The organism is Citrobacter sp. Cpo109 (assembly GCF_030332565.1).
In the GTDB taxonomy this organism is placed as follows: Bacteria; Pseudomonadota; Gammaproteobacteria; order Enterobacterales; family Enterobacteriaceae; genus Citrobacter; species Citrobacter portucalensis.
This window is the reverse complement of sequence record NZ_JAOWHQ010000069.1, coordinates 138,188-161,797: the sequence shown is the minus strand read 5'-3', so window position 1 is coordinate 161,797 and position 23,610 is coordinate 138,188. Positions and strand designations below refer to the sequence as shown.

The following is a 23,610-nucleotide window of genomic DNA, read 5'->3' as shown; positions in this document are numbered from 1 at the left end:
ATATGCCGTCAACAGCTGAGTAAACGCATGACGCGCTTTGTATTAACTAACATGAGAACCCATACGACGCCATGAGCGACGACAATTCACACAGTAGTGACACCTTAAACAGCAAAAAGGGATTTTTTTCCCTGTTACTGAGCCAACTTTTCCACGGTGAACCGAAAAACCGCGACGAACTGTTGGAGCTGATCCGTGATTCCGGGCAAAACGACCTTATCGATGAAGATACGCGCGATATGCTCGAAGGGGTAATGGATATTGCGGACCAACGTGTTCGCGACATCATGATCCCTCGCTCCCAGATGATTACCCTGAAACGCAACCAAACTCTGGACGAATGCCTTGATGTCATTATCGAGTCTGCCCACTCGCGTTTCCCGGTAATTAGCGAAGACAAGGATCACATTGAAGGGATTCTGATGGCCAAAGATCTGCTGCCGTTTATGCGTAGCGATGCCGAAGCCTTCAGCATGGAGAAAGTGTTACGCCAGGCGGTTGTCGTCCCTGAAAGCAAGCGGGTTGACCGCATGCTGAAAGAGTTCCGCTCCCAGCGTTATCATATGGCTATCGTCATCGACGAGTTTGGCGGTGTCTCAGGTCTGGTGACCATTGAGGACATCCTTGAACTGATTGTCGGTGAAATTGAAGACGAGTACGACGAAGAAGACGATATTGATTTCCGTCAGCTCAGTCGCCACACCTGGACTATTCGTGCGCTGGCGCCGATTGAAGACTTCAACGAAGCTTTCGGCACGCATTTCAGCGATGAAGAAGTGGATACCATTGGCGGGTTGGTCATGCAGGCCTTCGGTCATCTGCCCGCGCGTGGAGAGACCATCGACATTGATGGTTACCAGTTCAAAGTGGCAATGGCCGATAGCCGTCGTATTATTCAGGTTCATGTCAGAATTCCGGACGACTCACCCCAGCCCAAACTGGACGAATAAACCCGAAACTGGATCTAAGACTACATGGCATTTGCCCCATTAATTGAACGCCAGCGCATTCGCCTGCTGCTGGCGTTATTATTCGGTGCCTGCGGGACACTGGCTTTCTCACCGTATGACATCTGGCCCGCTGCGATTGTTTCGCTGATGGGTCTGCAGGCTCTCACCTTCAACCGTCGTCCGCTCCAGTCTGCCGCTATCGGCTACTTCTGGGGACTGGGACTGTTTGGCTCAGGCATCAACTGGGTTTACGTCAGTATCGCGCAGTTTGGCGGTATGCCGGGCCCCGTTAACGTCTTCCTCGTGGTTCTGCTTGCTGCTTACCTTTCCCTCTACACCGGCCTGTTTGCCGGCGTTTTGGCGCGTCTGTGGCCGAAAACTACCTGGACACGCGTAGCGATTGCCGCGCCGGTAGTCTGGCAAATCACTGAATTTCTACGCGGCTGGGTACTGACCGGTTTTCCGTGGCTGCAGTTCGGCTACAGCCAGATCGACGGTCCGTTAAAAGGGCTGGCGCCGGTAATGGGCGTTGAGGCGATTAACTTCCTGCTGATGATGGTTAGTGGCCTGCTGGCACTTGCGCTGGTAACGCGTAACTGGAAGCCGCTGGCTGCCGCCGCAGTTCTTTTCGCTCTGCCCTTTCCGCTACGTTATATTCAGTGGTACACGCTGGAGCCGGAAAAAACCACCCAGGTCTCGATGGTGCAGGGTGACATCCCGCAGTCGCTCAAATGGGATGAAGGCCAGTTACTCAACACCCTGAAGATTTATCTCGACGCCACCCAGCCTGAGATGGGCAAATCACAGCTCATCATCTGGCCAGAATCCGCTATTCCTGACCTGGAAATTAACCAGCAGCGTTTTCTGAGTATGATGGATGACCTGCTGAAATCGAAAAACAGCACGCTGATTACCGGTATTGTAGACGCGCGTCTGAACAAGCAGAATCGTTACGACACTTACAACACCATCATCACACTGGGTAAAGACAGCCCATACAGCTACGACTCCAGCAACCGCTACAACAAAAACCATCTGGTACCGTTTGGCGAGTTTGTCCCGCTGGAATCTATCCTGCGCCCGCTAGCGCCATTCTTTGACCTGCCAATGTCTTCGTTCAGCCGCGGTCCTTATGTACAGCCACAGTTGCATGCACACGGGTTTAAGCTGACCGCTGCCATCTGCTACGAAATCATTCTTGGCGAACAGGTACGGGATAACTTCCGCCCGGATACGGACTACCTGCTGACTATCTCCAACGATGCATGGTTTGGTAAATCTATTGGCCCGTGGCAGCACTTCCAGATGGCGCGTATGCGTTCCCTGGAGCTGGCGCGACCTCTGCTGCGTAGCACCAACAACGGTATTACGGCGGTGATTGGTCCGCAGGGCGAAGTGCAGGCGATGATCCCGCAGTTTACCCGCCAGGTGCTGACCACCAGCGTGACGCCAACGACGGGCTTAACCCCTTATGCCCGTACCGGAAACTGGCCGCTCTGGCTGCTAACCGCGCTGTTTGGCTTTGGCGCAGTGGTAATGAGTCTGCGCCAACGTCGTAAATAAACCAGTACCCCATCAAATGTAGGCCGGATAAGGCGGTACGCCGCCATCCGGCAGTTGTGCCGCATCGTGCCTGATGGCGCTACGCTTATCAGGCCTACTCCCCCCTTCCTCTCTTCCAATGCCCATTCTGGCACGTCTATTGCTTTGTTCTACAAGGCAAACGCTGTTTTGGCTGAATGTGCAACCTGGTCGCACCAAAGTTGAGCGCCGGTAGCACCTGAAAAGTGCAACAAGATATTTTTGCCCCCAAATGGTGCGGCGCACTTCGCAAAAATAAACAATAATACAGCAAATTCTTTACATTCATCCAAACTAAATGTTAACAAACACATACAAGACTGCACGTTTTAGTAGCAAACAATAACAACATCACAATGAGTATCAATGCGTCCCTGGCGCAGACGATAAAGGAGTTGGATATGCAATTACGTAAGCTCGCCACTGCCATGCTGGTCATGGGAATGTCCGCCGGTCTGGCGCACGCAGAAGACGCAGCACCAGCGGCAGGCAGCACGCTGGATAAGATCGCCAAAAATGGCGTGATCGTTGTCGGCCACCGTGAATCATCAGTACCGTTTTCTTACTACGATAATCAGCAAAAAGTGGTCGGTTATTCACAGGATTACTCCAACGCGATCGTTGACGCCGTGAAGAAAAAGCTGAACAAGCCTGATCTGCAGGTGAAACTGATCCCGATTACTTCTCAAAACCGTATCCCGCTGCTGCAAAACGGCACCTTCGATTTTGAATGTGGATCCACCACCAACAACGTCGAGCGCCAAAAACAAGCGGCTTTCTCTGACACCATTTTCGTTGTCGGCACCCGTCTGCTGGCGAAAAAAGGCGGCGACGTCAAAGATTTCGCCGATCTGAAAGGTAAAGCCGTAGTCGTGACTTCGGGTACCACCTCCGAAGTTCTGCTGCACAAGCTGAATGAAGAACAAAAAATGGATATGCGCATCATCAGCGCGAAAGACCACGGTGACTCTTTCCGTACTCTGGAAAGCGGTCGCGCCGTTGCCTTTATGATGGATGACGCCCTGCTGGCTGGCGAGCGCGCGAAAGCGAAGAAACCAGACAACTGGGAGATCGTCGGCAAGCCACAGTCTCAGGAAGCCTACGGCTGTATGTTGCGCAAAGATGATCCTGAGTTCAAAAAGCTGATGGACGACACTATCGCCAAGGCACAAACCTCAGGCGAAGCTGAGAAATGGTTTGATAAGTGGTTTAAAAATCCAATTCCACCGAAGAACCTGAACATGAATTTCGAACTGTCAGACGAGATGAAAGCTCTGTTCAAAGAACCAAATGATAAAGCGCTTAACTAACTAAAATAAATGGGAGGCTTCCCCTCCCTCTCGATTGTTACTCGGCACGGACAGACTATAAGCCTGATGGTCGTTCCCCATCAGGCCTGAAAACCGCAAAACGCCGAATAACAATCTTCGAGGGTAGCGCTGCTACCCTTTTTTTTCTGGAGTAGATTTATGTCTATAGACTGGAACTGGGGTATTTTTTTACAACAAGCCCCGTTCGGCAACACCACCTATCTCGGCTGGCTCTGGAGTGGTTTCCAGGTCACTGTCGCGTTATCCATCACCGCCTGGATTATCGCTTTCCTCATAGGCTCTTTATTCGGCATCTTACGTACCGTTCCAAATCGTTTCCTTTCTGGGATCGGCACACTGTACGTTGAGCTGTTTCGTAACGTTCCGCTCATCGTCCAGTTTTTTACCTGGTATCTGGTTATTCCGGAACTGCTGCCGGAAAACATTGGGATGTGGTTCAAGGCTGAGTTGGATCCCAACATCCAGTTCTTCCTCTCATCGATGCTTTGTCTGGGGCTGTTTACCGCCGCGCGCGTCTGCGAACAGGTTCGCGCCGCAATTCAGTCTCTGCCTCGTGGGCAGAAAAACGCCGCACTGGCGATGGGGCTAACGTTGCCGCAGGCCTACCGCTATGTTCTGTTGCCAAACGCCTACCGCGTGATTGTTCCGCCAATGACCTCAGAGATGATGAACCTGGTGAAGAACTCCGCTATCGCCTCCACCATCGGCCTGGTCGATATGGCGGCACAGGCGGGCAAACTGCTGGATTACTCCGCCCACGCATGGGAATCGTTTACCGCTATCACTCTGGCTTACGTCCTGATTAACGCCGTCATCATGCTGGTGATGAATCTCGTTGAACGTAAAATCCGCCTGCCTGGCAATTTGGGAGGCAAATAATGTACGAATTTGACTGGAGTTCTATCATCCCTTCCCTGCCGTATCTGCTGGATGGGTTAATCATCACGCTGAAAATCACCGTTACGGCGGTAGTCATTGGTATTGTCTGGGGAACCATCCTTGCAGTAATGCGTCTGTCCAGCTTCGCGCCGATTGCCTGGTTTGCGAAAGGCTACGTCAACGTATTTCGTTCTATTCCGCTGGTCATGGTGCTGCTGTGGTTCTACCTGATTGTGCCCGGCTTCCTGCAAAACGTACTGGGTCTGTCGCCAAAAACCGATATTCGCCTGATCTCAGCAATGGTCGCGTTTTCGATGTTTGAAGCCGCGTACTATTCCGAGATTATCCGTGCCGGTATCCAGAGTATTTCTCGTGGGCAATCCAGCGCCGCGCTGGCTCTGGGGATGACCCACTGGCAGTCGATGAAGCTCATTATTCTGCCGCAGGCATTCCGCGCGATGGTACCGCTGCTGCTAACCCAGGGCATCGTACTCTTCCAGGATACCTCGCTGGTCTATGTATTAAGTCTGGCAGACTTCTTCCGTACCGCCTCTACCATTGGCGAGCGTGACGGCACACAGGTTGAAATGATCCTGTTTGCTGGCGCCGTTTATTTTGTATTCAGTCTGAGCGCATCGTTGTTGGTCAGCTATTTGAAGAAAAGGACAGTTTAATGATTACCCTGAAAAATGTTTCTAAATGGTATGGTCACTTTCAGGTGCTGACCGACTGCTCCACGGAAGTGAAAAAAGGGGAAGTGGTGGTGGTCTGCGGCCCGTCAGGCTCAGGTAAATCAACGCTTATCAAAACGGTGAACGGGCTGGAGCCGGTACAACAGGGCGTCATCACCGTTGATGGTACCGTGGTGAATGATAAAAAAACCGATCTGGCCAAACTGCGCTCTCGCGTTGGTATGGTGTTCCAGCACTTTGAACTGTTCCCTCACCTGTCGATCATTGAGAACCTGACTCTGGCGCAGGTAAAAGTGCTCAAGCGCGATAAAAAGCCGGCCCGCGACAAAGCGCAAAAGTTACTGGAACGCGTTGGTCTGTCAGCACATGCCGAAAAGTTTCCAGCTCAGCTCTCAGGGGGCCAGCAACAGCGTGTCGCTATCGCCCGGGCGCTGTGCATGGATCCTATCGCCATGCTGTTTGACGAGCCGACGTCGGCGCTTGATCCTGAAATGATCAACGAAGTACTGGACGTTATGGTTGAACTGGCCAATGAAGGGATGACCATGATGGTGGTAACCCACGAAATGGGCTTTGCGCGTAAAGTGGCGAACCGGGTGATCTTCATGGATGAAGGGAAAATTGTTGAAGACTCACCGAAAGAAGAGTTCTTCGCTAATCCGAAATCGGACCGCGCCAAAGACTTCCTCGCGAAAATACTGCACTAATCTTGCTGGCGCGCACCTCCATGTGCGCGCCACCTCACGCTTTATCTCTTCGCCTCTCGAAACACATACAGCCCAGCGTTAACCTTGTCACAAAGTCCCACTTACAAGGAGCAACAATGGCACTTCCTATCCTGTTTGATTGCGATCCGGGTCATGACGACGCTATCGCAATTGTGCTCGCCCTCGCCTCACCAGAACTGGATGTGAAAGCGATAACCTCATCAGCCGGTAACCAGACACCTGACAAAACGCTGCGTAACGTGTTGCGCATGTTAACGTTGCTCAACCGTACGGATATCCCAGTGGCTGGTGGCGCAGTGAAACCACTAATGCGCGATCTGATTATCGCCGATAACGTTCACGGCGAGAGTGGGCTGGATGGCCCTGCGCTGCCGGAACCCGCTTTTGCGCCACAAGACTGTACCGCCGTGGAACTGATGGCGAAAACCCTGCGTGAAAGCCCGGAACCGATGACCATTGTCTCCACCGGGCCGCAAACTAACGTAGCATTGCTTCTGAATAGCCATCCTGAGCTGCACGCCAAAATCGCCCGTATCGTAATTATGGGTGGTGCGATGGGCCTCGGAAACTGGACGCCCGCAGCCGAGTTCAACATCTTCGTGGATCCCGAAGCCGCCGAAATCGTATTCCAGTCGGGTATTCCGGTGGTAATGGCAGGGCTTGACGTCACGCATAAAGCGCAAATACATCGGGAAGATACCGAACGATTCCGCGCTATCGGCAATCCTATTTCGACGATCGTGGCTGAGCTACTCGACTTCTTCTTTGAATATCACAAAGATGAAAAATGGGGATTCATCGGCGCACCACTGCATGATCCATGCACCATTGCCTGGCTGCTGAAACCTGAACTGTTTACCACCGTTGAACGCTGGGTCGGCGTGGAAACTCAGGGTAAATATACCCAGGGAATGACCGTGGTGGATTACTATTTCCTGAGCGGCAGGAAGCCAAACGCCACCGTAATAATAGACGTTGATCGTCAAGGGTTTGTCGATTTGCTGGCAGAACGGCTGAAGTTTTACGCCTAATACACGCCGGATGGCGCTAACGCTTATCCGGCCTACAAAATCGTGCAATTTGTAGGCCGGATAAGACGCTTTGCGTCGCCATCCGGCAAAAAGCGATCACGGCTCAAACGGTCGGCGCTGGAACTGATCGTGTCCGCATTTTGGACACAGCGGCAGCACATCCGGGGTGTAAACCGCTAAATGGAAGTGGCACTTCTCGCAGACCAGATTACCTAATCCGACCACCTCACCGCTGTGATAAACCCCGTGATGACTGAGATCCTGGAACACTTCTCGCCATTCGAGCTGCGTTTTATCGGTAATATCGGCCAGTTCCTGCCAGATACTCTCCTTGATAACCCGCATAAAGACGCTGTCTGTCTCCTCATCGAGACTTTCTTCATAGCTCAGAGCAAACTCTTCCAGGTCACGTCTGACGGCCCGGGTGAGCTCTTCCACCTCGGTTCGCGTTAACTCCCCGGTCTGCATAACTCGTTGACGCGCTTGCTCCACCAACGCATCAATATCGCGTTCGCCATTACGCAGACGTTCGCTCAGTGAAGCCACCAGTTCACGGTAATATTGAGCAACCTTGTTCATCGCTTCGCCTCCTGGGTCGTTAACTGTCTATAATAATAGACGTTATTTACGCTACGCTTTGCAAGACTGTCCACAGAGTGTGTAAATTCGTGCAAGAATTATCCTTGCGGGAATTCAACGCTGAATGCGCGAAAGGCTGTTTTGGCGCGGGCGTTTGGGCTATGCTATGCGGATCTGAAACACCACATCTAGAGCTACGTTTGTAGCTGTATTGAAAACAGGACCACTGGCTGCCATGCAAGAGCAATACCGCCCGGAAGAGATAGAATCCAAAGTACAGCTTCACTGGGATGAGAAGCGCACATTTGAAGTTACCGAAGACGAGAGCAAAGAGAAGTATTACTGCCTGTCTATGCTTCCCTATCCTTCTGGTCGACTACACATGGGCCACGTACGTAACTACACCATCGGTGACGTGATCGCCCGCTACCAGCGCATGTTGGGCAAAAACGTACTGCAGCCAATTGGCTGGGATGCGTTCGGTCTGCCTGCAGAAGGCGCTGCGGTTAAAAACAATACCGCGCCAGCACCATGGACGTACGACAACATCGCATACATGAAAAACCAGCTCAAAATGCTGGGTTTCGGTTACGACTGGAGCCGTGAGCTGGCGACCTGCACCCCAGAATACTACCGTTGGGAACAGAAATTTTTCACCGAGCTGTACAAAAAAGGCCTGGTGTATAAGAAAACGTCTGCGGTCAACTGGTGCCCGAACGACCAGACCGTACTGGCGAACGAACAGGTTATCGACGGCTGCTGCTGGCGTTGCGATACCAAAGTCGAGCGTAAAGAGATCCCACAGTGGTTCATCAAAATCACCGCTTACGCTGACGAACTGCTGCGTGACCTGGATAACCTGGATCACTGGCCTGACACCGTGAAAACGATGCAGCGCAACTGGATTGGCCGTTCTGAAGGCGTGGAAATCACCTTCGATGTGAACGGTTACGACAACACGCTAACCGTTTACACCACCCGCCCGGACACCTTTATGGGTGCGACCTATCTGGCCGTTGCCGCAGGTCACCCGCTGGCGCAGAAAGCTGCTGCAAATAATCCAGAACTGGCCGCCTTCATTGACGAATGCCGCAACACCAAGGTTGCTGAAGCCGAAATGGCAACCATGGAGAAGAAAGGCGTCGACACGGGCTTTAAAGCCGTTCACCCGCTGACTGGCGAAGAAATCCCCGTTTGGGCGGCAAACTTCGTCCTGATGGAATACGGTACGGGCGCAGTCATGGCCGTTCCGGGCCACGATCAGCGCGATTACGAGTTTGCGACAAAATATGGCCTGACCATCAAGCCAGTAATTCTGACCGCTGAAGGCGCAGAGCCGGATCTGTCCGAACAAGCTCTGACCGAAAAAGGCGTGCTGTTTAACTCCGGTGAGTTTGACGGCCTCGGCTTCGAAGCTGCCTTCAACGCCATTGCTGACAAGCTGGTAGCGAAAGGCGTGGGTGAACGTAAAGTGAACTACCGTCTGCGTGACTGGGGTGTTTCCCGTCAGCGTTACTGGGGGGCGCCAATTCCGATGGTGACGCTGGAAGACGGTACCGTACTGCCGACGCCAGAAGATCAGTTGCCGGTTATTCTGCCGGAAGACGTGGTTATGGACGGCATCACCAGCCCAATAAAAGCCGATCCGGAGTGGGCAAAAACCACCGTTAACGGCATGCCTGCGCTGCGCGAAACCGACACCTTCGATACCTTTATGGAATCCTCCTGGTACTACGCGCGCTATACCTGCCCGCAGTACAACGAAGGGATGCTGGATCCAGAAGCCGCAAACTACTGGCTGCCGGTTGATATCTACATTGGTGGTATTGAACACGCCATCATGCACCTGCTCTACTTCCGCTTCTTCCACAAGCTGATGCGCGATGCGGGCATGGTCAACTCTGACGAACCGGCCAAACAGCTGCTGTGCCAGGGTATGGTGCTGGCTGATGCGTTCTATTACGTTGGTGCAAACGGCGAGCGTAACTGGGTTTCTCCGGTTGATGCCATCGTTGAGCGCGACGAAAAAGGTCGTATCGTCAAAGCTCAGGACGCAGAAGGCCATGAACTGGTCTATACCGGCATGAGCAAAATGTCCAAGTCGAAAAATAACGGTATCGACCCGCAGGTCATGGTTGAACGTTACGGCGCTGACACGGTACGTCTGTTCATGATGTTCGCTTCTCCGGCTGATATGACGCTGGAATGGCAGGAATCCGGCGTTGAAGGGGCGAACCGCTTCCTGAAACGTGTATGGAAGCTGGTTTACGAACATACTTCCAAAGGCGATGTTGCTGCCCTGAACGTTGATGCGTTGAGCGAAGACCAAAAAGCGCTGCGTCGCGACGTACATAAAACCATTGCTAAAGTTACCGATGATATCGGTCGTCGTCAGACCTTTAACACCGCAATTGCGGCGATTATGGAGCTGATGAACAAGCTGGCGAAAGCACCGCAGGAAGACGAACAAGACAGAGCCCTGATGCAGGAAGCGTTACTGGCCGTCGTTCGCATGCTGAACCCGTTCACCCCACACGTTTGTTTCACGATGTGGGAAGCACTGAAAGGCGAAGGCGATATCGACAACGCACCGTGGCCGGTGGCGGACGAAGCCGCAATGGTTGAAGACTCGACGCTGGTTGTGGTTCAGGTGAACGGTAAGGTCCGTGGCAAAATTACCGTTCCGGTAAATGCGACAGAAGAACAGGTTCGTGAACGTGCTGGCCAGGAGCATCTGGTGGCAAAATATCTTGATGGCGTTACCGTACGTAAAGTGATTTATGTACCGGGTAAACTCCTCAATCTGGTCGTTGGCTAAGCGCGGGAGGAAGCGTGCGACTTCTGACAACATTGTTGTTATCTCTGGCGGTGCTTGTCACCGCCGGATGTGGATGGCATCTGCGTAATACTACGCAGGTCCCACCCTCAATGAAAACCATGATTCTGGACTCTGGGGATCCAAACGGCCCATTAAGCCGCGCGGTTCGTAATCAGCTGCGTCTGAACGGCGTTACGCTGCTAGAGGACGGCTCAATGCGTAAAGATGTGACGTCCTTACGTCTGGGCGCGGTCAGCATATCGCAAGATACGGCGTCGGTATTCCAGAACGGTCAAACGGCTGAATACCAGATGGTGATGTTCGTGAGTGCTACTGTGCTGATTCCAGGTCATGATATTTATCCAATCAGCGCCAAAGTTTATCGTTCGTTCTTTGACAACCCACAGGCTGCACTGGCGAAAGATAACGAGCAGGATATGATCATCAAAGAGATGTATGACAAAGCGGCTGAACAGTTAATTCGTAAGCTGCCAAGCGTACATCTTGCCGATACTCTGTCATCCAATGCTGATGATGATGCTAAGCCAGCGGCGACAAAAGCCGCAGAGCCTGCGTCATCTCCGGCGCGTGTTTCCACCACGCTGGGTAACTGATGCTCAAGTTGTACCCTGAACAACTCCGCGCACAGCTCAATGAAGGGCTGCGCGCGGCGTATTTGCTCTTAGGTAACGATCCTCTCTTATTGCAGGAAAGCCAGGACGCTATCCGTCAGGCAGCAGCAAAGCAAGGATTCGAAGAACACCACGCTTTCACCCTGGACAATAGCACCGACTGGGGAGAGATTTTTTCACTCTGCCAGGCGATGAGCCTGTTTGCCAGCCGTCAAACCCTACTTTTGCAGTTGCCTGAAAATGGCCCCAATGCCGCCATTAACGAACAGCTCGCTTCACTCGTCACACTGCTACATGATGACCTGCTGCTGATTGTTCGCGGCAACAAACTGACTAAAGCGCAGGAAAACGCCGCATGGTATACCGGACTTGCCAATAATGCGGTGCAGGTAAGCTGCCAGACGCCGGAGCAAGCACAGCTTCCTCGTTGGGTCGCTGCCAGGGCGAAGCTTAACAATCTACAACTGGATGACGCAGCCAATCAGCTGTTGTGCTATTGCTATGAAGGTAATCTGTTAGCGCTGGCGCAAGCGCTGGAACGGCTAGCGTTGCTTTGGCCTGATGGCAAACTAACGCTGCCTCGCGTGGAGAAAGCCGTTAACGATGCCGCGCACTTTACCCCGTTCCATTGGGTGGATGCGCTGCTGATGGGCAAAAGCAAACGCGCGCTGCACATTCTGCAACAGTTACGTCTGGAAGGCAGTGAGCCGGTTATTTTGCTACGTACGATACAGCGCGAATTACTGCTGTTGGTCAACTTAAAACGGCAGTCAGCCCATACGCCTTTGCGCACGTTGTTTGATAAACACCGGGTGTGGCAAAATCGCCGGGGTATGATGGGAGACGCGCTAAACCGGCTGAACCCTGCGCAGTTGCGTCAGGCGGTAACGTTGTTAACGCGTACGGAAATTACGCTTAAACAAGACTATGGTCAGTCAGTGTGGGCGGAACTTGAGGGGCTTTCCCTTTTGCTCTGTCATAAATCGCTGGCCGATGTTTTTATTGATGGTTGATATGAAATCATTGCAGGCTCTGTTCGGCGGCACCTTTGATCCGGTGCATTATGGTCATCTTAAACCAGTTGAAATTCTGGCGAATCTGATTGGCCTTTCCCGGGTCATTATCATGCCCAATAACGTGCCGCCGCATCGTGCGCAACCCGAAGCGTCCGGCGAACAACGTCAGCGCATGGTTGAACTGGCCATTGCCGATAAGCCGCTGTTCTCCCTTGATAAACGCGAACTGAAACGCGATACCGCCTCCTACACCGCGCAAACGCTCAAAGAGTGGCGCGAGGAGCAAGGACCGGAAGTACCGTTAGCGTTTATTATTGGCCAGGACTCACTACTTACCTTTCCGTCCTGGCATGACTACGACACGATTCTGGGTAACACCCACCTCATTGTCTGCCGACGTCCGGGCTATCCGCTCGAAATGGCGCAGGAAAAGCACCAGCAGTGGCTGGAGGATCATCTGACCCATTCGCCAGATGACCTGCACAACTTGCCTTGCGGGAAAATTTATCTGGCTGAAACGCCGTGGTTTAACATCTCCGCCACGCTCATCCGTGAGCGTCTGGAAAAAGGCGAGCCGTGCGACGACCTGATGCCAGCTGCAGTGCTTGACTATATCAATCAGCAAGGGTTGTACCGCTAAGGACCTTGCGTAAAGCCGCCAACAGGCGGTTATTCTCTTCCTGGCTGCGAACGGCTACCCGATAATAGCGCGCATCCAGCCCCGGATAATTAGCACAACTGCGAATCAAGACATGTTGCTCCAGCATTGCGCGTTGCAGATCAAAACCCGCCCGCTCGCAGCGCAATAAGCGATAATTTGCCCTGCCAGGATACACCGTCAGGCCGGGCAGTTCTTTCAACTGCCGATCAAACCTCGCGTCCTCTTGCTCCAGCCACTTCCACGTTGCCTGCTGATATGCGCTGTCGTGTAAAATAATCTCGCCTGCCAGTGCAGCAAATGCGTTAATTGACCACGGCATTTGTCGACGGCGCATCTGTGCAACAGCCTGTTCATTACTGTTGACCAGATACCCCAACCGGAGCCCCGGTATCGCATAGAACTTGGTGAGAGAGCGCAGCACCCAAATATGCGGGTTATCACGAAGCAGCGGAATAAACCCCGGCTCCCCGGCAATAAAATCGATAAACGCTTCATCAAGGATCAGATTGATCCCAAGCAACTCACAACGCGCGGCTATTTCGCGCAGCAGGCGGTTATCTGGCAGCAAGCCAGTGGGATTGTTGGGCGTACAGAGAAACAGGCAGTCCAGCTCTGAGGTTAACGCATCGATGATTGCATCAGTAAGCTGCCAACCATCGTCTTCGCGTAGCGCAAACTCATGGATCGTACAGTCTTCCCATTGCAGCGCCCGACGATATTCAGCAAACCCGGGCGTCACGATCATCGCATGGCGTGGTTTAAGACCTTGCACCAAAGTGAAAATCGACTCAGTCTCGCCGTTTCCGGCAAGTATCCATGAGGCAGGAATCTGATGATGCTCCGCCAGCGCCGCATGCAGTTTAGCGTAATCAACATCCGGGTAATGCTCCGCGCAGTCCAGGTTGTCGACGATCGCGCGTTTTAAACTTGCCGGCATACCCAGCGGATTAATATTCGCGCTAAAATCCAACAATTGCTCAGGCGAGATGCCCAACAGTTCGGCGGCTTCTCGGGTATTGCCACCATGCGCGCTCTTCAATAAAGACATCGTGCCGCTCCACGCAAAAAAAGGTATTTTAGTGAAAAATCTCTGCGCAATCAGGGCAAACATCATGTTTTGTGCGAATAACCTCAAGAGGAAAAAATGAGACTCTGGTTAGTACGTCATGGAGAAACTGAAGCCAATGTCGCTGGTTTATACAGCGGCCACGCCCCCACACCGCTAACGGGACGGGGTATCGCTCAGGCGCAAACACTGGGTACGCTGTTACGCCATGTGCCTGTCGACAACGTTCTGTGCAGCGAGTTGGAACGTGCCCGCCATACAACGCAGTTGATCTTAGGCGATCGCGAGGTTCCTGTGCGCAACATGCCTGAGCTCAATGAGATGTTTTTTGGTGACTGGGAAATGCGCCATCATCGCGATCTGGCGCGAGAAGACGCCGAAAACTACGCCGTGTGGTGTAACGACTGGCAGAATGCGACGCCAACCAATGGTGAAGGTTTTCAGGCGTTTTCCCAGCGCGTGGAACGCTTTATTGCTCAGCTCGCTGATTACAAAACGAGCCAAAACCTGCTGGTGGTGAGTCATCAGGGTGTTCTGAGCGTGTTGATCGCCCGTCTGCTGTCCATGCCGGCTGCAGCAATGTGGCATTTTCGCGTCGAACAAGGTTGCTGGAGCGCAATTGATTTTTGCGACGATTTTGCGGTTCTTAAAGTGCTCAACAGCCGGGCAGTATGGCACGACGGGGAGTGAACGCACTGTTTTTTCTGCCGAAGGGCTTCTCTCCCATTGACACCCCATGACAGGCTGTTATTCTCCGCAACCTGACTTTTCCCGCCCTTCAGAGCTTTGCAGAAATTGTTTTACAAAAATGGCGATGCATTCTGCGGCGTGGGGTGGGATGATAGCGCACTTCAAAAGCGCTTTCGGAGACATTTGTCCCGATATCGCCTCTGGTTCAGGTATACTAACAGACGTTTTTAACTCTTTTCACCCAGGGGGAACACTTGCAGGGTAAAGCACTTCAGGATTTTGTAATCGACAAAATTGATGACCTGAAAGGTCAAGACATCATCGCCTTAGACGTTCAGGGCAAATCCAGCATCACTGATTGCATGATTATCTGCACCGGCACGTCCAGCCGTCATGTAATGTCTATCGCAGACCACGTTGTTCAGGAATCCCGCACAGCTGGCCTGCTGCCGCTCGGCGTAGAAGGCGAGAACGTTGCAGACTGGATCGTCGTTGACCTCGGTGATGTGATTGTCCACGTGATGCAGGAAGAAAGCCGTCGCCTGTATGAACTGGAAAAACTCTGGAGTTAATGCGTGAAGCTGCAACTTGTCGCTGTGGGTACGAAGATGCCTGACTGGGTGCAAACCGGGTTTACGGAGTATCTCCGTCGGTTTCCGAAAGATATGCCCTTTGAGCTGATCGAAATCCCGGCAGGAAAACGCGGCAAGAACGCGGATATTAAACGCATTCTCGACAAAGAGGGTGAGCAGATGCTGGCTGCCGCAGGCAAAAACCGCATCGTCACCCTTGATATCCCTGGTAAACCCTGGGACACGCCGCAACTGGCGACTGAACTGGAACGCTGGAAACTGGACGGTCGTGACGTCAGTCTGTTGATTGGCGGGCCGGAAGGTCTCTCTCCTGCCTGTAAGGCGGCAGCGGAACAAAGCTGGTCACTCTCTGCGTTAACCCTTCCTCACCCTCTTGTTCGGGTTCTGGTTGCGGAGAGTCTGTACAGGGCGTGGAGCATCACCACCAACCATCCTTATCACCGTGAGTGATCATTGATTCTTGAGTAGATTAAGCAGCGGATGAAACTACAGAATTCTTTTCGCGACTATTCGGCTGAGTCCGCGCTGTTTGTGCGCCGGGCGCTGGTCGCTTTTTTGGGGATTTTGCTGCTCACCGGCGTGCTGATCGCCAACCTTTATAATCTGCAAATCGTTCGCTTTACTGATTACCAGACCCGCTCGAACGAAAACCGCATCAAACTGGTGCCTATCGCCCCCAGTCGCGGCATCATTTATGACCGTAACGGAATTCCGCTCGCCCTTAACCGCACCATTTATCAGATAGAAATGATGCCGGAAAAGGTCGACAACGTTCAGGATACCCTCGACGCGCTGCGTAACGTCGTAGACCTGACGGACGACGACATTGCCGCCTTTAAAAAAGAGCGCGCCCGTTCACACCGCTTCACCTCCATTCCGGTAAAAACTAACCTGAGTGAAGTGCAGGTGGCACGGTTCGCCGTTAATCAATATCGCTTTCCCGGCGTCGAAGTTAAAGGCTATAAACGCCGCTATTACCCCTACGGCTCTGCGCTGACCCACGTCATTGGCTACGTATCGAAGATCAACGATAAAGACGTGGACCGCCTGGACAAAGACGGCAAGCTGGCCAACTACGCGGCAACGCACGACATCGGTAAGCTGGGTATTGAACGCTATTATGAAGACGTACTTCACGGCCAGACCGGTTATGAAGAAGTTGAAGTGAACAACCGTGGCCGCGTCATTCGCCAGTTGAAAGAAGTGGCGCCGCAGGCCGGGCACGATATCTATCTCACCCTTGACCTGAAACTCCAGCAGTACATTGAAACGCTGCTGGCGGGCAGTCGTGCCGCGGTGGTAGTCACCGACCCGCGTACCGGTGGCGTTCTCGCACTGGTGTCCATGCCGAGCTACGACCCGAACCTGTTTGTCGATGGTATCTCGAGTAAAGATTACTCCGGGTTGCTCAATGACCCGAATACCCCATTGGTTAACCGCGCGACTCAGGGTGTCTACCCTCCTGCTTCGACGGTTAAACCTTACGTCGCGGTTTCTGCATTAAGTGCGGGCGTCATCACCCGCAATACTGGTCTGTTCGATCCGGGTTGGTGGCAATTACCGGGCTCTGAAAAACGTTACCGCGACTGGAAAAAATGGGGGCACGGCCATCTGAACATCACCCGTTCTCTGGAAGAGTCGGCGGATACGTTTTTCTATCAAATCGCCTATGATATGGGGATAGACCGCCTTTCAGAATGGATGAGCAAGTTTGGCTACGGCCAATATACGGGCATCGATCTTGCCGAAGAGCGCGCCGGAAACATGCCAACCCGCGAGTGGAAGCAAAAACGGTTTAAAAAGCCATGGTACCAGGGTGATACCATTCCGGTCGGCATCGGTCAGGGTTACTGGACGGCAACCCCTATCCAGATGAGTAAAGCGCTGATGATCCTTATCAACGACGGTTTGGTAAAAGTCCCGCATCTGCTGATGAGCACAGCAGAAAACGGCAAGCAAGTGCCGTGGATACAGCCACACGAACCACCTGTTGGTGACATTCATTCCGGTTATTGGGAAATCGCAAAAGACGGCATGTACGGTGTAGCCAACCGTCCTAACGGTACTGCACACAAATATTTCGCTGGCGCACCTTACAAAATTGCGGCGAAATCCGGTACTGCACAGGTCTTTGGCCTGAAAGCCAATGAAACCTATAACGCACATAAGATCGCCGAGCGCTTACGTGACCACAAGTTGATGACGGCCTTCGCACCCTATGATAAGCCCCAGGTTGCTGTCGCCATAATCCTTGAAAACGGTGGCGCGGGCCCGGCTGTGGGTACCATTATGCGCCAGATCCTTGACCACATTATGTTGGGCGACAATAACACCAATCTGCCTGCAGAAAACCCCGCGGTTGCAGCAGCGGAGGACCAATAATCGTGACGGATAATCCGAACAAAAAAACATTCTGGGACAAAATCCACATCGATCCCACGATGTTGCTTATTTTGCTGGCGCTGCTGGTTTACAGCTCGCTGGTCATCTGGAGCGCCAGCGGCCAGGATATTGGCATGATGGAGCGCAAGGTCGGTCAGATCGCGATGGGCCTGGTCATCATGGTGGTGATGGCGCAAATCCCGCCCAGGGTTTATGAGGGCTGGGCACCCTATCTCTACATCTTTTGCATCATTCTGTTGGTGGCGGTAGATGCCTTCGGCGCTATCTCCAAAGGCGCGCAGCGCTGGCTGGATTTGGGGATTGTGCGTTTTCAGCCTTCCGAAATCGCCAAGATTGCCGTGCCGCTGATGGTCGCGCGCTTCATCAACCGTGATGTTTGCCCGCCATCGCTAAAAAATACCGCCATTGCGTTAGTGCTGATATTTATGCCCACCCTGCTGGTGGCCGCCCAGCCAGACCTCGGAACTTCAATTCTGGTCGCCCTTTCCGGTCTGTTTGTTCTGTTCCTTTCTGGTTTGAGCTGGCGTTTAATCGGTGTTGCGGTGGTCCTGGTTGCGGCGTTTATCCCGATACTGTGGTTCTTCCTGATGCATGATTATCAACGTCAGCGTGTCATGATGTTACTCGATCCGGAAACTGATCCGCTGGGTGCGGGTTATCACATCATTCAGTCTAAAATTGCTATTGGCTCCGGCGGTCTACGTGGTAAGGGCTGGCTACACGGTACGCAGTCGCAGCTTGAGTTTTTACCCGAACGTCATACAGATTTTATCTTCGCGGTATTAGCGGAAGAACTGGGTCTGGTAGGGATCTTAATTCTGCTGGCGCTGTACATTTTGCTGATTATGCGCGGATTATGGATCGCTGCCCACGCGCAAACCACCTTTGGTCGCGTTATGGCGGGTGGTTTAATGTTGATATTATTCGTTTATGTCTTCGTAAATATTGGTATGGTGAGCGGTATTCTGCCCGTGGTTGGCGTTCCTCTCCCACTGGTCAGTTACGGAGGCTCGGCACTTATCGTGCTGATGGCTGGGTTCGGGATTGTTATGTCGATCCATACCCATAGAAAAATGTTGTCGAAAAGCGTGTAAGGGGTACGCAATGCGTAAGCAGTGGCTTGGTATCTGCATCGCAGCAGGAATGCTCGCGGCGTGTTCGAGTGATGATGGTCAGCAACAGGGTGCTGTCGCGCCGCAGCCTGCGGTGTGTAATGGTCCGATTGTTGAAATCAGCGGGGCCGATCCGCGCTTTGAACCCCTGAACCCAACGGCGAATCAGGACTATCAGCGTGATGGTAAGAGCTACAAAATCGTCCAGGACCCTTCCCGCTTTAGCCAGGCAGGGCTTGCCGCTATCTATGATGCGGAACCCGGAAGCAACTTAACCGCGTCTGGTGAAGCGTTCGACCCGATGCAGTTAACCGCAGCGCATCCGACGCTGCCAGTCCCAAGCTATGCCAGAATAACTAACCTGGCTAATGGCAGGATGATTGTCGTGCGCATTAACGATCGCGGCCCTTATGGCAACGATCGCGTGATTTCACTTTCACGTGCAGCAGCCGACCGTCTGAATACCTCCAACAATACCAAAGTGCGTATCGACCCGATCATCGTCGCCCAGGATGGTTCCTTGTCCGGGCCGGGAATGGCTTGTACCACGGTAGCGAAACAAACCTATGCCCTGCCCGCGCGTCCTGACTTAAGCGGCGGTGGCAATATGGGCAGCATACCTGCGCCATCGGATGCGGGTCAGCCGCAAGGCGATATTCGTCCGATCAGCAATTCCACGTTGAAAAGCGATGATACAACCGGTGCGCCAGTGAACAGCAGTGGATTCCTCGGTGCGCCGACCACGCTCGCTGCTGGCGTGCTGGAAGGTAGCGAGCCGACTCCGGCTCCGCAACCGACCACCACCGCACCGGTAACACCAACCGCACCAGCAGCAACACCAGCCGCCATCGCTGCACCTGCGCCAGCGGCAGTAGCCAACGGACGCTACGTGGTTCAGGTTGGCGCAGTCAGCGAGCAGTCGCGTGCGCAGCAGTATCAAAAACGTTTAAGCCAGCAATTTGGCGTCCCAGGTCGGGTGGTACAAAACGGCGCAGTCTGGCGTATCCAGATGGGGCCGTTCGCCAGCAAAGCTGAAGCCTCCACATTGCAGCAGCGTCTTCAAGCCGAGGCGCAATTACAGTCCTTCATCACCGGCGTGTAATAACGTAAATCAGGTATCTGAACTGTCAGTTTCTGTAAATGACATTAACAAAGTCACGCGGAAAGTCAGATGCCTGCCCGTTTTGCATTTGCTATAGTAGGGCACTTTTTTTAATTTCATCACGGACGTCGTAGTTCAGACCATGAAGACCACTTTTTCCGCTCGTTTCGTGCAGCGTATGGCGCTCACCGCGGCTCTCTGCGCAGCTTCTCTCTCTGCTGCCCATGCCGATGACCTGAATATTAAAACCATGATCCCGGGTGTTCCGCAGATCGATGCGGAGTCATATATCCTGATTGATTACAATTCAGGCAAAGTTCTGGCAGAACAGAACGCTGACACTCGCCGCGATCCCGCCAGTCTGACCAAAATGATGACCAGCTACGTCATCGGCCAGGCGATGAAAGCCGGGAAATTCAAAGAAACTGATCTGGTCACCGTCGGCAATGACGCCTGGGCTACAGGTAACCCGGTCTTTAAAGGTTCATCATTGATGTTCCTGAAACCTGGCATGCAGGTTCCTGTTTCTCAGCTTATCCGTGGTATCAACCTGCAATCCGGGAATGACGCGTGCGTGGCAATGGCGGACTTCGCAGCCGGTAGCCAGGATGCTTTCGTCGGTCTGATGAACAGCTATGTGAACGCGCTGGGCCTGAAAAACACCCACTTCCAGACCGTTCATGGTCTCGATGCTGACGGTCAGTACAGCTCGGCTCGCGACATGGCGATGATTGGTCAGGCGCTGATTCGCGACGTGCCTAACGAATACTCTATCTATAAAGAAAAAGAGTTCACCTTTAACGGCATCCGTCAGTTAAACCGTAACGGCCTGCTGTGGGATAACAGCCTGAATGTCGACGGTATCAAAACCGGTCATACCGACAAGGCTGGCTATAACCTCGTTGCATCCGCAACCGAAGGTCAGATGCGTCTGATCTCCGCCGTCATGGGTGGCCGCACCTATAAAGGTCGTGAAACCGAAAGTAAAAAACTGCTTACCTGGGGCTTCCGTTTCTTTGAAACCGTGAACCCACTGAAAGTCGGTAAAGAGTTTGCTTCAGAGCCCGCCTGGTTTGGTAATACCGATCGTGCATCGTTAGGCGTAGATAAAGATGTCTACCTGACTATTCCGCGCGGCCGCATGAAAGATCTGAAAGCAAGCTATGTGCTGAACACCACAGAACTGCACGCACCGCTGCAGAAAAACCAGGTTGTCGGCACCATCAACTTCCAGTTGGATGGCAAAACCATTGAGCAGCGCCCGCTGGTAGTCCTGCAGGAAATCCCTGAAGGCAACTTCTTTGGGAAAATCATTGATTACATTAAATTAATGTTCCATCACTGGTTTGGCTAAAAATCGAACACTTGAAAGTGTGATTTACGTCCCCATATACTAGGTATCCAGATAACTCCCACGCGCTGTGGGAGTTATTATTTATTGATGTAACGCCGGAGCTGACATGAAAACCAAACTTAACGAACTGCTTGAATTCCCTACTCCATTTACTTACAAAGTAATGGGGCAGGCGTTGCCTGAGCTGGTTGATCAGGTGGTTGAAGTGGTACAGCGCCATGCGCCAGGTGATTACTCTCCGACGGTAAAACCGAGCAGCAAAGGCAACTACCACTCGGTCTCAATCACTATTACTGCTACACACATTGAGCAGGTTGAAACGCTGTACGAAGAATTAGGCAATATCGATATCGTACGCATGGTACTGTAAAAACCTGTTGGTTACCCGCTGCATCCCCGCTCGGGTAACCCCTCCCCCCTGTGATATACTTTTCCCCCTCTTTTATATTCTCTACTCTATGTGAGTATCTACGGAGATGCCGTTTTGTATCAGGATAAAATTCTTGTCCGCCAGCTCGGTCTTCAACCTTACGAGCCAGTTTCTCTGGCCATGCACGAATTCACCGATACCCGCGATGAAAACAGTTATGACGAAATCTGGCTGGTAGAGCATTATCCTGTTTTTACCCAGGGTCAGGCAGGTAAAGCAGAGCACGTACTGATGCCGGGAGATATTCCGGTGATCCAGAGCGATCGTGGCGGTCAGGTGACTTATCACGGGCCGGGCCAGCAAGTCATGTATGTGCTGTTGAACCTGAAGCGTCGTAAACTTGGCGTTCGCGAACTGGTTACGCTGCTGGAGCAAACCGTTGTGAATACCCTTGCGGAAATCGGTATTGACGCCCACCCGCGAGCCGATGCGCCTGGCGTATACGTTGGAGAGAAGAAAATCTGCTCTTTGGGGTTACGTATTCGTAAAGGTTGTTCATTTCACGGCTTAGCGCTCAATGTGGATATGGACTTGTCGCCTTTCCTGCGTATCAATCCTTGTGGTTATGCCGGAATGGAAATGGCGAAGGTATCGCAGTGGGATAGCACCGCCACGACCGAGAGCATTCGCCCAAGGCTGCTGGCCAACATTCTGGCGCTGTTGGGTAACCCACCGCACGAGTACATTGCGGACTGAAAATACGCGCATACTTTGCCACGGCATATGTTGTGGCAAATGGCACAAAACAACAACTATTTTACATTTTGCCAGCCTGTCAGGCTGCTTTCTGGCCCGTTTCAATGATATACTGCGTATCACTAATTCAAAAATAGTTGATAAATGCAACATTCCCTTGAATTGAAACGCTTTCCTTCGTAATTCGCAACTGGAACACGCAAGCTATGAGTAAACCCATTGTGATGGAACGCGGTGTTAAATACCGCGATGCCGATAAGATGGCTCTTATCCCGGTAAAAAATGTGGCAACAGAGCGTGAAGCCCTGCTGCGTAAACCGGAATGGATGAAAATAAAACTGCCAGCGGACTCCACTCGCATCCAGGGCATCAAAGCGGCAATGCGCAAAAATGGCCTGCACTCTGTCTGCGAAGAAGCTTCCTGCCCTAACCTGGCTGAATGTTTCAATCACGGAACTGCAACCTTTATGATCCTCGGCGCAATCTGTACCCGCCGTTGCCCATTCTGTGACGTTGCCCATGGCCGTCCGGTTGCTCCTGATGCTAACGAGCCGTTAAAACTTGCTCAGACGATTGCTGACATGGCGCTGCGCTATGTCGTCATTACCTCCGTTGACCGCGACGATCTGCGTGACGGCGGCGCTCAGCACTTTGCTGACTGCATCACCGCTATTCGTGAGAAAAGCCCGTCGATTAAAATCGAAACGCTGGTGCCTGACTTCCGTGGTCGTATGGATCGCGCGTTGGATATCCTCACCGCCACGCCGCCGGATGTGTTTAACCACAACCTCGAAAACGTACCGCGCATTTATCGCAATGTACGCCCTGGGGCTGACTACAACTGGTCACTGAAGCTTCTGGAACGTTTCAAGGAAGCGCACCCGGAGATTCCAACCAAATCAGGTCTGATGGTCGGTCTGGGCGAAACCAATGCGGAAATCATTGAAGTCATGCGTGACCTGCGCAGCCATGGTGTCACCATGCTGACATTGGGACAGTATTTACAGCCAAGCCGCCATCACCTGCCGGTTCAACGCTATGTGAGCCCGGATGAGTTCGATGAGATGAAAGCCGAAGCTATGGCCATGGGCTTTACCCATGCAGCCTGCGGTCCATTCGTTCGCTCTTCATACCATGCTGACATGCAGGCCAAAGGGCTGGAAGTGAAGTGATCGTGTAATACTCACTTACATTTCGGCAATAAAAAAACCGGCAAATTGCCGGTTTTTTTTCATGCAGAGTATGCAGTATGAGCATCATGCTCCT

Annotated in this window: 23 protein-coding genes; 21 read left to right on the top strand and 2 right to left on the bottom strand. The window is 52.6% G+C overall.

Annotation, left to right across the window (positions count from 1 at the left end):
* Positions 1-71 precede the first annotated feature (71 nt).
* From corC to rihA, 7 genes are all read left to right on the top strand, one after another.
* Entirely contained in the window at positions 72-950 is an 879-nt protein-coding gene (gene corC, locus OGY71_RS18690) for a CNNM family magnesium/cobalt transport protein CorC (RefSeq protein WP_003022770.1), read from the top strand.
* Between the two features lie 24 nt (positions 951-974).
* Positions 975-2,513, top strand: a complete 1,539-nt coding sequence (gene lnt / locus OGY71_RS18685) for an apolipoprotein N-acyltransferase (RefSeq protein WP_063940705.1) — start codon at positions 975-977, stop codon at positions 2,511-2,513.
* Positions 2,514-2,932: 419 nt separating this feature from the next.
* Positions 2,933-3,841: a glutamate/aspartate ABC transporter substrate-binding protein GltI gene (gltI, locus tag OGY71_RS18680; RefSeq protein WP_003831318.1), complete on the top strand. Its 909-nt coding sequence runs from the start codon at positions 2,933-2,935 to the stop codon at positions 3,839-3,841.
* A 159-nt stretch (positions 3,842-4,000) separates the two neighbouring features.
* On the top strand, positions 4,001-4,741 hold the full coding sequence (gene gltJ, locus OGY71_RS18675; RefSeq protein WP_003831316.1) for a glutamate/aspartate ABC transporter permease GltJ: 741 nt from the start codon (positions 4,001-4,003) through the stop codon (positions 4,739-4,741).
* On the top strand, positions 4,741-5,415 hold the full coding sequence (gene gltK / locus OGY71_RS18670; RefSeq protein WP_003831315.1) for a glutamate/aspartate ABC transporter permease GltK: 675 nt from the start codon (positions 4,741-4,743) through the stop codon (positions 5,413-5,415). Before gltJ ends, gltK begins: the two co-directional genes overlap by 1 nt.
* Positions 5,415-6,140: a glutamate/aspartate ABC transporter ATP-binding protein GltL gene (gltL, locus tag OGY71_RS18665; protein WP_003022754.1), complete on the top strand. Its 726-nt coding sequence runs from the start codon at positions 5,415-5,417 to the stop codon at positions 6,138-6,140. Before gltK ends, gltL begins: the two co-directional genes overlap by 1 nt.
* 116 nt (positions 6,141-6,256) lie before the next feature.
* A complete protein-coding gene (gene rihA, locus OGY71_RS18660) occupies positions 6,257-7,192 on the top strand; it encodes a pyrimidine-specific ribonucleoside hydrolase RihA (RefSeq protein WP_267390874.1) in 936 nt (311 codons plus the stop codon).
* A gap of 96 nt (positions 7,193-7,288) precedes the next feature.
* On the opposite strand, the gene OGY71_RS18655 is transcribed toward rihA, so the two are convergent.
* Positions 7,289-7,771, bottom strand: a complete 483-nt coding sequence (locus tag OGY71_RS18655) for a zinc ribbon-containing protein (RefSeq protein ID WP_003022748.1) — start codon at positions 7,769-7,771, stop codon at positions 7,289-7,291.
* A 235-nt stretch (positions 7,772-8,006) separates the two neighbouring features.
* Here OGY71_RS18655 and leuS point away from each other — a divergent pair, with 235 nt between their 5' ends.
* Genes leuS through nadD form a run of 4 tightly spaced genes read left to right on the top strand, consistent with a single transcriptional unit; the run spans position 8,007 to position 12,877 of the window.
* Positions 8,007-10,589 (top strand): leucine--tRNA ligase, encoded by a 2,583-nt coding sequence (gene leuS, locus OGY71_RS18650; RefSeq protein ID WP_003831305.1) that lies wholly within the window; start codon positions 8,007-8,009, stop codon positions 10,587-10,589.
* Between the two features lie 14 nt (positions 10,590-10,603).
* Positions 10,604-11,203 carry an LPS assembly lipoprotein LptE gene (lptE, locus tag OGY71_RS18645; protein WP_003831304.1) on the top strand — a complete coding sequence of 200 codons (600 nt, stop codon included), beginning with the start codon at positions 10,604-10,606 and terminating at the stop codon, positions 11,201-11,203.
* Positions 11,203-12,234, top strand: a complete 1,032-nt coding sequence (gene holA / locus OGY71_RS18640) for a DNA polymerase III subunit delta (RefSeq protein ID WP_149335039.1) — start codon at positions 11,203-11,205, stop codon at positions 12,232-12,234. Before lptE ends, holA begins: the two co-directional genes overlap by 1 nt.
* Before the next feature lies 1 nt (position 12,235).
* Positions 12,236-12,877, top strand: a complete 642-nt coding sequence (gene nadD / locus OGY71_RS18635) for a nicotinate-nucleotide adenylyltransferase (RefSeq protein WP_191221717.1) — start codon at positions 12,236-12,238, stop codon at positions 12,875-12,877.
* On the opposite strand, the gene cobD is transcribed toward nadD, so the two are convergent.
* Positions 12,852-13,946 carry a threonine-phosphate decarboxylase CobD gene (gene cobD, locus OGY71_RS18630; RefSeq protein ID WP_286613536.1) on the bottom strand — a complete coding sequence of 365 codons (1,095 nt, stop codon included), beginning with the start codon at positions 13,944-13,946 and terminating at the stop codon, positions 12,852-12,854. The genes nadD and cobD overlap by 26 nt on opposite strands.
* A 96-nt stretch (positions 13,947-14,042) precedes the next feature.
* Here cobD and OGY71_RS18625 point away from each other — a divergent pair, with 96 nt between their 5' ends.
* From OGY71_RS18625 to lipA, 10 genes are all read left to right on the top strand, one after another.
* Positions 14,043-14,654, top strand: a complete 612-nt coding sequence (locus OGY71_RS18625) for an adenosylcobalamin/alpha-ribazole phosphatase (RefSeq protein ID WP_063940710.1) — start codon at positions 14,043-14,045, stop codon at positions 14,652-14,654.
* 254 nt (positions 14,655-14,908) lie between these two features.
* A complete protein-coding gene (gene rsfS / locus OGY71_RS18620) occupies positions 14,909-15,226 on the top strand; it encodes a ribosome silencing factor (protein ID WP_003022728.1) in 318 nt (105 codons plus the stop codon).
* 3 nt (positions 15,227-15,229) lie between these two features.
* Entirely contained in the window at positions 15,230-15,697 is a 468-nt protein-coding gene (rlmH, locus tag OGY71_RS18615) for a 23S rRNA (pseudouridine(1915)-N(3))-methyltransferase RlmH (protein WP_003022725.1), read from the top strand.
* A gap of 30 nt (positions 15,698-15,727) precedes the next feature.
* Positions 15,728-17,629: a peptidoglycan DD-transpeptidase MrdA gene (mrdA, locus tag OGY71_RS18610; RefSeq protein ID WP_003831292.1), complete on the top strand. Its 1,902-nt coding sequence runs from the start codon at positions 15,728-15,730 to the stop codon at positions 17,627-17,629.
* Positions 17,630-17,631: 2 nt separating this feature from the next.
* Positions 17,632-18,744, top strand: coding sequence for a peptidoglycan glycosyltransferase MrdB (gene mrdB / locus OGY71_RS18605; protein WP_003022718.1), 1,113 nt, complete (start codon positions 17,632-17,634; stop codon positions 18,742-18,744).
* Between the two features lie 10 nt (positions 18,745-18,754).
* Complete coding sequence (rlpA, locus tag OGY71_RS18600) at positions 18,755-19,864, top strand: endolytic peptidoglycan transglycosylase RlpA (protein WP_286613535.1); 1,110 nt, start codon at positions 18,755-18,757, stop codon at positions 19,862-19,864.
* 142 nt (positions 19,865-20,006) lie between these two features.
* On the top strand, positions 20,007-21,218 hold the full coding sequence (gene dacA, locus OGY71_RS18595; RefSeq protein ID WP_003022711.1) for a D-alanyl-D-alanine carboxypeptidase DacA: 1,212 nt from the start codon (positions 20,007-20,009) through the stop codon (positions 21,216-21,218).
* 106 nt (positions 21,219-21,324) lie between these two features.
* Complete coding sequence (gene ybeD / locus OGY71_RS18590) at positions 21,325-21,588, top strand: DUF493 family protein YbeD (RefSeq protein WP_003022706.1); 264 nt, start codon at positions 21,325-21,327, stop codon at positions 21,586-21,588.
* 114 nt (positions 21,589-21,702) lie between these two features.
* Positions 21,703-22,344: a lipoyl(octanoyl) transferase LipB gene (lipB, locus tag OGY71_RS18585; RefSeq protein ID WP_003831286.1), complete on the top strand. Its 642-nt coding sequence runs from the start codon at positions 21,703-21,705 to the stop codon at positions 22,342-22,344.
* Positions 22,345-22,550: 206 nt separating this feature from the next.
* Positions 22,551-23,516 carry a lipoyl synthase gene (gene lipA / locus OGY71_RS18580; protein WP_003022702.1) on the top strand — a complete coding sequence of 322 codons (966 nt, stop codon included), beginning with the start codon at positions 22,551-22,553 and terminating at the stop codon, positions 23,514-23,516.
* Positions 23,517-23,610 lie beyond the last annotated feature (94 nt).